6 protein-coding genes and 2 pseudogenes are annotated in these 9,662 nt (G+C 72.3%); 7 read left to right on the top strand and 1 reads right to left on the bottom strand.

Annotated elements, in window-relative coordinates:
- A pseudogene (locus tag Dsi01nite_RS25220) lies at positions 1–922 on the bottom strand (hypothetical protein); the annotation flags it as partial.
- Between the two features lie 250 nt (positions 923–1,172).
- On the opposite strand from Dsi01nite_RS25220, the gene Dsi01nite_RS25215 reads away from it, so the two are divergent.
- The 7 genes and pseudogenes from Dsi01nite_RS25215 to Dsi01nite_RS25185 all read left to right on the top strand — a co-directional run bounded on the left by Dsi01nite_RS25215 (position 1,173) and on the right by Dsi01nite_RS25185 (position 9,648).
- Positions 1,173–1,850, top strand: a complete 678-nt coding sequence (locus Dsi01nite_RS25215) for a Crp/Fnr family transcriptional regulator (protein WP_033363643.1) — start codon at positions 1,173–1,175, stop codon at positions 1,848–1,850.
- A gap of 135 nt (positions 1,851–1,985) precedes the next feature.
- Positions 1,986–2,579: a TetR/AcrR family transcriptional regulator gene (locus Dsi01nite_RS25210; RefSeq protein WP_203848723.1), complete on the top strand. Its 594-nt coding sequence runs from the start codon at positions 1,986–1,988 to the stop codon at positions 2,577–2,579.
- 1 nt (position 2,580) lies between these two features.
- Entirely contained in the window at positions 2,581–3,390 is an 810-nt protein-coding gene (locus Dsi01nite_RS25205; protein ID WP_203848722.1) for a TIGR03084 family metal-binding protein, read from the top strand.
- Positions 3,387–4,939: pseudogene (locus Dsi01nite_RS25200) on the top strand (acyclic terpene utilization AtuA family protein). Before Dsi01nite_RS25205 ends, Dsi01nite_RS25200 begins: the two are co-directional and overlap by 4 nt.
- On the top strand, positions 4,936–6,033 hold the full coding sequence (locus Dsi01nite_RS25195; protein ID WP_203848721.1) for an acyl-CoA dehydrogenase family protein: 1,098 nt from the start codon (positions 4,936–4,938) through the stop codon (positions 6,031–6,033). The pseudogene Dsi01nite_RS25200 and the gene Dsi01nite_RS25195 overlap by 4 nt, the downstream one beginning before the upstream one ends.
- A 4-nt stretch (positions 6,034–6,037) precedes the next feature.
- On the top strand, positions 6,038–7,618 hold the full coding sequence (locus Dsi01nite_RS25190; RefSeq protein ID WP_203848720.1) for an acyl-CoA carboxylase subunit beta: 1,581 nt from the start codon (positions 6,038–6,040) through the stop codon (positions 7,616–7,618).
- A gap of 8 nt (positions 7,619–7,626) precedes the next feature.
- Complete coding sequence (locus Dsi01nite_RS25185; RefSeq protein WP_203848719.1) at positions 7,627–9,648, top strand: ATP-binding protein; 2,022 nt, start codon at positions 7,627–7,629, stop codon at positions 9,646–9,648.
- The last annotated feature ends 14 nt before the right edge of the window (positions 9,649–9,662 follow it).

Below are 9,662 nucleotides of genomic sequence, written 5' to 3'. Positions count from 1 at the left end.
CGCGGAACGTGCCCGTCGCGGGCGGCTGAGCGTCGCGGAACGTGCCGGTGGGCGGAGCACCCGCGTCCCGGAAGGTGCCGGTCGCCGGCGGCCCGCTGTCGCGGACGGAGCCGGTCGGCTCGGCATTGGGGCCCGGTCCGGCCGCGGCGCCATAGGTGCCGCCGGCGGGCCTGGCGCTACCACGGACCGGGCCGGCACCCGGCCCGCCGGTGTCGAACAGCGAGCCGGTCGGCGAGGCGCTCCCCCGGGCCTGGTGGCCGGCGTCGAACGAGGCCGGCGGTGCGGCCGAGCCCCGCGCCGGTGGCCCGCCGTCATAGCCGGGTGCCGCACCGCCGCGCGCCGGCGGGGCCGGGTCGAACATCGAGCCGGTCGGCGAGGCGCTCCCGCGAACCGGAGCGGTGCCACCGAAGGTCGGACCGGGCGGCTGAGCGCCACGGGTGTCGGCGGGTGCCCATCCGCCGCGGTCGGCCTGCTGGCCGCCGTGGATGTCGCCGGAGGGCGGGCCCGCGCGGAAGTCGCCACCGCGCAGTTCGGCGCCGCGCGGATCGCCGGGCCGGGTGTCGCCGCTCCAGGCGGGCGGCCCGGCGTCGTCACGACGGTCCTCACCGGTCCAGGCGGCCGTCGCGGGTTCGGCACCCCGCCCGTCCCCGCCCCAGGCGGCGGCACCGGGATCGGCGCCCCAGGCGGCCGTGCCGGGCTCCTGGCCGCGCTCGTCGCCCCAGGCCCCGGTCCGCGGGTCCGGCGTCCTGTCCCCGCGCCGATCAAGACCACGAGGATCAGCACCACGAGGATCAGCACCACGGGGGTCAGCGCCCTCGGGCCCGTAACCCTGGCCCGGTCCGGGCGGTTGATCGCGTGGAGGCTGATCGCGATCGTCCGGCCAACGGGACGGGTCGCTCGGCGGTCCGCCGTACACCGTCATGCGCTTCCCACCCAACCGGTCTTTCAGCTGTGGGGTCGAGTCGCCCCGCGGCGAACATATCGCACCCGCGCGACCTCGTGATGGTCCGGCTCCAATGCGTTACGGGTACCGTGGACAGGCACCGCGCCGCAGGTCGGCATGTATCGTGAGCATCCTGCCCGACGCCCGGGACACGACCCCGTGTGCATAAACTGACGTTCGCGTGATTGCTCATGGCGAGTGACACGCCGACGGATTCGAGGTGGACGCGATGGACGAGGTACTGGCGCGCAGCGGCATTTTCCAGGGTGTCGAGCCCGAGGCTGCCGAATCCCTCGCCAAGGAGATGGAGACGATCGACGTCCGCAAGGGCGAGATCGTGTTCAGTGAGGGCGAGCCGGGCGACAGTCTGTACATCGTGCTGTCCGGCAAGATCAAGGTTGGTCGCCGGGCCGCCGATGGCCGGCAGAACCTGATCGCCGTGATGGGCCCGAGTGACATGGTCGGCGAGCTGTCCCTGTTCGACCCGGGGCCGCGGACCGCGACCGCCACGGCGGTGCTCGACACGCGGCTGGCGCGGCTGCGCAAGCAGGCGCTGCGGCCGTGGCTGACCAACCGGCCGGAGATCGCCGAGCAGCTGCTGCGGGTCCTCGCGAGGAGGCTGCGGCGCACGAACGACGCCCTCGCCGACCTGATCTTCACCGACGTGCCCGGCCGGGTGGCCAAGACGCTGCTGCAGATGGCGGGCCGCTTCGGCACCCGTGACGGCGGTGTCCTGCGGGTCAACCACGACCTGACCCAGGAGGAGATGGCGCAGCTCGTCGGCGCCTCCCGCGAAACGGTCAACAAGGCCCTCGCGGACTTCGCCTCCCGCGGCTGGCTCCGCCTGGACGGCAAGAGCGTCATCATCATGGACCCGGAGCGCCTGGCCCGCCGCGCCCGCGTCTGACAACCGAAAAAAGCGCAGGCCCGAAAGCCGAACAGCGCAGACACCCCAAAAGGGCACGCCCGCCGCGTGCCTTTTTGTCTGCCACCAAAAAAGTCAGGCTTGACTGTTTGTTTCGCGGGCAGCACCCTCGGAAGGGTGAGAGCCCCACAGCAGGAGCGCAGCCGCGCCACCCAGCAGCGCCTGCTGGAGGCGACCGTCGACTGCCTGGTGCTGCACGGCTGGTCGGGCGCGACCACCACGGTCATCGCCGAGCGCGCCGGCGTCTCCCGCGGCGCCCAGCTGCACCACTACCCCACGCGCGCCGCCCTGGTGCTCGCCGCCGTCACGCACCTCGCCGAGCGGCGCGCCGAGGAGATCCGCAAGGAGGCCGCCGCGCTGACCGGGGACCGCGACGAGCGCCTCGACCGGGTGCTCGACATCCTCGCGGCGGCGTTCACCGGGCCGCTGTTCGTCGCCGCCCTCGAGGTGTGGGTCGCCGCCCGCACCGATCCGGAGCTGCGCGACGCGCTCGTGCCCCTGGAGGCGAGGGTCGGCCGGGAGATGCACCGCCTGACGGTCGAGGTGCTCAGCGCCGACGAGCGCCGGCCGGGCGTCCGTGAGGCGGTCCAGGCCACCCTGGACCTGCTGCGCGGCCTCGGCGTGGCCAACCTCCTCACCGACGACAGCCACCGCCGCGGCCTGCTGCTCGCGGCGTGGAAGCTGCAGCTCACGACGATTCTGGGGACCTGACATGGTGACGTTGCACGAGGTCCTGGACGACCTGAACGCGGAGTCCGAGTCGCTGGACCGTCTGGTGCGGGCCCTCGACGACAGGGACTGGAGCCGGCCGACGCCCGCGAAAGGCTGGACGGTCGCGCACCAGATCGCCCACCTGCACTGGACCGACACGGTGGCGACCCTCGCCGCGACAGACCCGGCGGAGTTCATCCGGCAGATGAGCGCGATCGAGGATCCCTCCACGATGGTGGACCGCGCGGCGGCGGACACCATCGCCCCGCCGGACGAGCTGTTGCGCCGCTGGCGGGACGGCCGGGTCGCCCTCGCGGAGGCGCTGAGCGCCAAACCGAAGGACGAGAAGCTGCCGTGGTTCGGCACCGCGATGTCGCCGCTGTCCAGCGCGACGGGCCGGATGATGGAGACGTGGGCGCACGGCCAGGACGTGGCCGAGACGTTCCCGGACCGCGATGACGCTCAGGAGCACCGCCGTCCCACCGACCGGCTGCGACACGTGGCCAACCTCGGCTTCCGCACGATCGGGCACAGCTTCCTCAGCCATGGGCAGAGCCCGCCAGAAACACCGTTCCGGGTCGAGCTGTCCACTGTGGATGGCGAGGTGTGGACGTTCGGCCCGCAGGACGCGCCGAACCGGATCGTCGGCCCGGTCGAGGACTTCTGCCTGCTGGTCACCCAGCGCAGGCACCCGGCAGACCTCGCGCTGCAGGCCACCGGCGAAGCGGCCCGGCGGTGGACCACCCTCGCCCAGGCGTTCGCCGGCCCGCCCGGGGGAAAGCGGGAGCCGACGAAAGCGCAAGCACAGTGATCCGCATCGGCAACGCCTCGGGGTTCTACGGCGACCGCGCGACCGCCTGGCAGGAGATGCTCGAGGCCGGCCCGCTCGACGTGCTCACCGGCGACTACCTCGCCGAGCTGACCATGCTGATCCTGGCCAGGGACCGGATGAAGGACCCGGACACGGGCTACGCGAAGACGTTCCTGCGCCAGCTCGAGCACACCCTCGGCACGGCCCTCGACCAGGGCACGAAACTCGTCACCAACGCGGGCGGGCTCAACCCGGCCGGCCTCAGAAGGGCGATCGAGGCCCTCGCGAAGCGGCTGGGGCTCAGCGTCCGGGTCGGCCACGTCTCGGCCAGCGACCCGAACGCCTACACCGGCGCCGCCGGCATCGCCGAGTGCCTCCGGGGCGGCGCGGACGTCGTGGTCACCGGCCGGGTCACCGACGCCTCGCTGGTGGTCGGCCCCGGCATCGCCCACTTCGGCTGGCAGCCCGGGGACTACGACGCGCTCGCCGGCGCCACCGTGGCCGGGCACATCCTGGAGTGCGGCGCCCAGGCCACCGGCGGCAACTACGCGTTCTTCACCGAGCTGCCCAACCTGGACCACCCCGGCTTCCCGATCGCCGAGCTGCACGAGGACGGCTCGTCGGTCATCACCAAGCACCCCGGCACCGGCGGCGCGGTCACGATCGACACGGTCACCGCCCAGTTGCTCTACGAGATCGGCGCACCGGCCTACCTCGGCCCGGACGTCACCACGCACTTCGACACGATCCGGCTCACCCAATCGGACCAGGACCGGGTCGAGGTGCGGGGCGTCAAGGGCAGCCCGCCGCCGGACACGCTGAAGGTCGGCACCCCGACGTTCGCCGGCTTCCGCAACAGCATGACCTTCGTCCTGTGTGGACTGCAGATCGAGGAGAAGGCCGCCCTCGTCGAGCGCCAGCTGCGCCGAAGACTGCACCACGAGCTGGAGTTCACCCTCGCCAGGACCGACCATCCGGACGCCGACGACGAGCAACGGGCGAGCGCTCTGCTGGCCGTACACATCAAAAGCGTGGATCAGAAACAGGCCGGCCGGGCGTTCTCGCAGGCGGCGGTCGAGCTGGCCCTGTCGTCTTATCCCGGCCTCACCCTGACCGGGCCGCCCGGCGACGCGACGCCCTTCGGGATTTTTCAAGCGGAGTTGGTGCCACGCAGCGCCATCCAACAGGTAGCGGTCCTGCCGGACGGCACGACGGTGGAGGTCCGATGAGAGTGCCGCTGGGGACGCTGTTCGGCGCCCGGTCCGGTGACAAGGGCGGCGACGCGAACATCGGCGTCTGGGCCCGCACCGACGAGGCCTACGCCTGGCTCAGGGCCACCCTCACCGAGGACCTCCTGAAGGACCTGCTGCCGGAAGTCCAAACCGTGGAGCGCCACGAGCTGCCGAACCTCCGCGCGCTGAACTTCCTGATCCGGGGCATCCTCGGCGACGGAGTCGCGGCCAGCACCCGTTTCGACCCGCAGGGCAAGGCACTCGGCGAATGGCTGCGATCGAGAGTCATCGACATCCCCGACGAGTTGTTGCCATGATCGACGCCTTCGCGAAGCCCGAACTGCGGGACCTGGTGCGGAATTTCACCCGCCGGGAGATCGTGCCGCACCTCGGCGACTGGGAGCGGGCCGGCGAGGTGCCCAGAGACCTGCACCGCAGGGCCGCCGAGGTCGGGCTGCTCGGCATCGGCTTCCCGGAGGAGGTCGGCGGCGAGGGCGGCGACCTGATCGACTCGATCGTGGTCACCGAGGAGATCATCCAGTCGGGTGGTTCGTCGGGCCTGATCGCGGCGCTGTTCACGCACGGCATCGCGCTGCCGCACATCGTCGCCGGCGGCGACCGGGACCTGATCGACCGGTTCGTGCGGCCGACGCTGCGCGGCGAGCTGATCGGCTGCCTGGCCGTCACCGAGCCGGACGGCGGATCCGATGTCGCCGGGATCCGCACCACCGCGAGGGCCGACGGCGACCAGTACATCGTCAACGGCACGAAGCTCTTCATCACCAGCGGCGCCCGGGCCGACTTCGCGACCACCGCGGTGCGCACCGGGGACGGCCTCAAACTGCTGGTGATCCAGGGGTTCACCGTCACCAGGACCCTGGAGAAGATGGGCTGGCACTGCTCCGACACCGCGGAGCTGTCCTTTGTGGACGTGCGGGTGCCCCGCGGCCACGAGGTGGGCGGCATCCACACGCTGCTGGCGCACTTCGCCGCCGAGCGGCTCTCCCTCGCCGTGCAGTGCTACGCCACCGCGCAGCGCTGCCTCGACCTGACCCTCGCCTGGGTCCGCGACCGGCACACGTTCGGCCGGCCCCTCGCGAGCCGGCAGCTGGTCAGGCACCGGCTCGCCGAGATGGCCCGGCAGGTCGACGTCGCCCGGACCTACGTGCGACACGCCGCGAGACGTGTCGCAAGCGGCGAGCTACTCGTTACGGAGGTGGCGATGGCGAAGAACACGGCGGTCGCGGCCTGCGACCACGTCGTCGACCAGGCCGTGCAGCTGCACGGTGGCCTCGGGTATCTGCGCGACGCCGAGGTCGAGCGTCACTACCGGGACGCTCGGATCATGGGCATCGGCGGCGGGACCACGGAGATCATGAACGAGATCATCGCGAAGCAGTTGGGGGTCTAGAGGCATGCCGATCCTGAACAGTGCCCTCGACCCGCGTGGGCCCGCCTACCTGGACAACCGGGAGGCGATGCTGGAGCGGCTGACCGAGCTGGACTCGGCGCTGCGACAGGCGCGCGGCGGCGGGGGCGAGAAGTACGTGACCCGCCACCACGCCCGCGGCAAGCTGCTGCCCCGGGAGCGGATCGAGCTGCTGGTCGACCGCGACTCGCCGTTCCTGGAGATCTGCCCGGTCGCCGCGTGGGGCACCGACTACCCGATCGGTGCGAGCGTCGTCACCGGCATCGGCATCGTCGAGGGCACGCCGTGCGTGATCGTGGCCAACGACCCGACGGTCCGCGGCGGCGCGGTCAACCCGTTCTCGCTGAAGAAGACCCAGCGGGCCGGTCAGATCGCCCGGGAGAACCGGCTGCCGATGATCAACCTGGTCGAGTCGGGCGGCGCGGACCTGCCGCAGCAGGCGGAGATCTTCATCCCCGGCGGGGCGGCGTTCCGCGACCTGACCCGGCTGTCGGCGGCGCGCATCCCGACGGTCGCGGTGGTGTTCGGCAACGCGACCGCCGGCGGTGCGTACGTGCCCGGCATGTCGGACTACACGATCTTCGTGCGGGACCGGGCCAAGGTGTTCCTCGCCGGTCCGCCGCTGGTCAAGATGGCGACCGGCGAGACGGTGGACGACGAGACCCTCGGCGGCGCGGCGATGCACGCCACGCGCTCGGGCCTGGCCGACTACGTCGCCGAGGACGAGCGCGACGCGCTGAGGCTCGCGCGGAGCTGCGTCCGAAATTTCGGATACAACCTGGCAAAAACCTACGGACCCGAGCCTAAATACGAGGCCGACGACCTCCTCGGCATTCCCAGCGCCGACCTTCGCGTGCCGTTCGACCCCCGCGAGATCCTGGCGAGGGTCCTGGACAGCAGCGAGTTCGACGAGTTCAAGCCCGCCTACGGCCAGGCGCTGTGCACCGGCTGGGGCGCCATCCACGGACACCGCATCGGGGTGCTCGCCAACACCCGCGGCGTGCTGTTCTCCGCGGAGGCGCAGAAGGCGGCCCAGTTCATCCAGCTCGCCAACGCCGCCGGCACCCCCCTGCTGTTCCTGCAGAACACCACCGGCTACATGGTGGGCAGCGAATACGAGCAGGGCGGCATCATCAAGCACGGCGCCCTGATGATCAACGCGGTCGCGAACTCCAAGGTGCCGCACCTGACGGTCAACATCGGCGCGTCCTACGGCGCCGGCAACTACGGCATGTGCGGCCGCGCCTTCGAGCCCCGCTTCCTGTTCACCTGGCCGAACGCCAAGTCGGCGGTGATGGGACCGCAGCAGCTGGCCGGGGTGCTGTCGATCGTCGCCCGGCAGGCCGCGGAGGCCAAGGGGCACGCCTACGACGAGGAGCAGGACCGCACCATGCGGTTCATGGTCGAGCACAAGGTCGAGCAGGAGTCGGCGGCGCTGTTCCTGTCCGGCCGCCTCTACGACGACGGTGTGATCGACCCCCGCGACACCCGCACCGTGCTCGGCATGTGCCTGGCGCTGGTCCGTGCCGGCGAGAACGACGCCAACTTCGGCGTTTTCCGACTCTAGGAGACATCGTGATCAGAAGGCTCCTGGTCGCCAACCGGGGCGAGATCGCCAGGCGGGTGTTCGCCACCTGCCGGGCGATGGGCGTCGAGACGGTCGCCGTCTACTCCGACTCCGACGCCGACGCGCCGCACGTCGCCGAGGCCGACTACGCGGTGCACCTGCCGGGCAACGCGCCGACCGCCACCTACCTGCGCGGCGACCTGCTCATCGCGGCCGCCCGCAAGTGCGGCGCCGACGCCGTGCACCCCGGTTACGGGTTCCTGTCGGAGAACGCCGACTTCGCGCGGGCGGTCATCGACGCCGGGCTCACCTGGGTCGGGCCGTCGCCGAAGGCGATCGCGATGATGGGCTCGAAGCTGGAGGCGAAGGCGCTGCTCGCGGACGTCGGCGTGCCGATGCTGCCGACCGCGGTGGAGCCCGAGCAGGTCGACACGTTCCCGGTGCTGGTGAAGGCCTCCGCCGGCGGTGGCGGCCGGGGCATGCGCATCGTGCGGGACCGGGAGTCCCTCGCCGAGGCGGTCGCGGCGGCGCGGCGCGAGGCCGCCTCCGCGTTCGGTGACGGGACGGTGTTCTGCGAGCGGTACGTCGAGCGGGCCCGCCACATCGAGGTCCAGATCATGGCCGACTCGCACGGCAACGTCGTGACGCTCGGTGAGCGGGAGTGCTCGATCCAGCGGCGGCACCAGAAGATCGTCGAGGAGACGCCGTCGCCGGCGGTCGACCCTTCGCTGCGGGACCGGCTCTGCCAGGCGGCGATCGCGGCGGCCCGCGCGGTGTCCTATGTGGGCGCCGGCACGGTCGAGTTCCTCCTCGCGCCGTCCGGCGAGTTCTTCTTCCTGGAGATGAACACCCGGCTGCAGGTCGAGCACCCGGTGACGGAGTGCGTGATCGGCGTCGACCTGGTGCGGCTCCAGCTGGTCGTCGCGGAGGGCGGCCCGCTGCCGTTCAACGGCCCGCCGCCGCTGCGCGGGCACGCGATCGAGGTCCGCCTGTACGCCGAGGACCCCGCCTACGCCTGGATGCCCTCGACGGGCACGCTGCACCGTTTCGACGTGCCGGGCGTCACGCACGCGTTCGGCCCGCTGCCCGGGCCGGGCCTGCGCCTGGACTCCGGGGTCGCGGACGGCTCCGTGGTCGGCGTGCACTACGACCCGATGCTCGCGAAGCTCATCGCCTGGGCGCCGACCCGCGCCGAGGCGGCCCGGATGCTGTCCAACGCGCTCGCCCGCGCCCGCTTCCACGGCGTCACCACCAACCGGGATCTCCTGGTGCGGGTGCTGCGGCACTCGGCGTTCCTGTCCGGCGGGACCGACACCGGCTTCCTGGACCGGCACCCCGAGGTGTTCGCGCCGCTGCTGTCCTCCGTGGACGCGGTGCGCCTGTCGTGCCTGGCCGCCGCGCTGTCCGGCGCCGCCCGCCGGGCCAAGTCGGCGACCCTGCCGGGGCTGCCCTCCGGCTGGCGCAACGTGCCCAGCGCGCTGCAGACGGTGGTGTACGAGGGCCCGACCGGCACGATCGAGGTCGGCTACCGGCTGGACCGCTCCAACGACCTGGCGGCCTGGGCGGTGCGCCGCATCGACCCCGAGGACATCGGCCTGCCGGGCGCCGCGCTCGACCCGGCCGGCTCGCCCGACCACCCGCCGGCGCAGATCCTGTCCGCGACCGGCGACCAGGTCGTGCTCGACGTCGCCGGGGTCCGGCTGCAGTTCGCCGTGCACGAGGTCGGCCCGGTGTCCTTCGTGGACAGCTCCGAGGGCTCGGTGACCCTGACCGAGCTGCCCCGCTACCCGCTGCCGGTCGCCGAGCAGCCGGAGGGTTCCCTGATCGCGCCGCTGCCCGGCGCGGTCGGGCGGGTCCTCGTCGTGCCCGGTCAGCGGGTCGCCGCCGGCGAGCTGCTGCTGACCGTGGAGGCCATGAAGCTCGAACACCCCGTCCACGCACCCACCGACGGGGTCATCAGCGACCTGCGGGTCACGGCCGGCTCGCAGGTCGAGTCGGGAGCCCTGCTGGCGGTGCTGACCCCCGCGTAGCCTCAGATTGGAGC

Source organism: Dactylosporangium siamense (assembly GCF_016862795.1).
In the GTDB taxonomy this organism is placed as follows: domain Bacteria; phylum Actinomycetota; class Actinomycetes; order Mycobacteriales; family Micromonosporaceae; genus Dactylosporangium; species Dactylosporangium siamense.
Note: the sequence above shows the minus strand (reverse complement) of the source record. Positions and strands in the feature narration are given on the sequence as shown.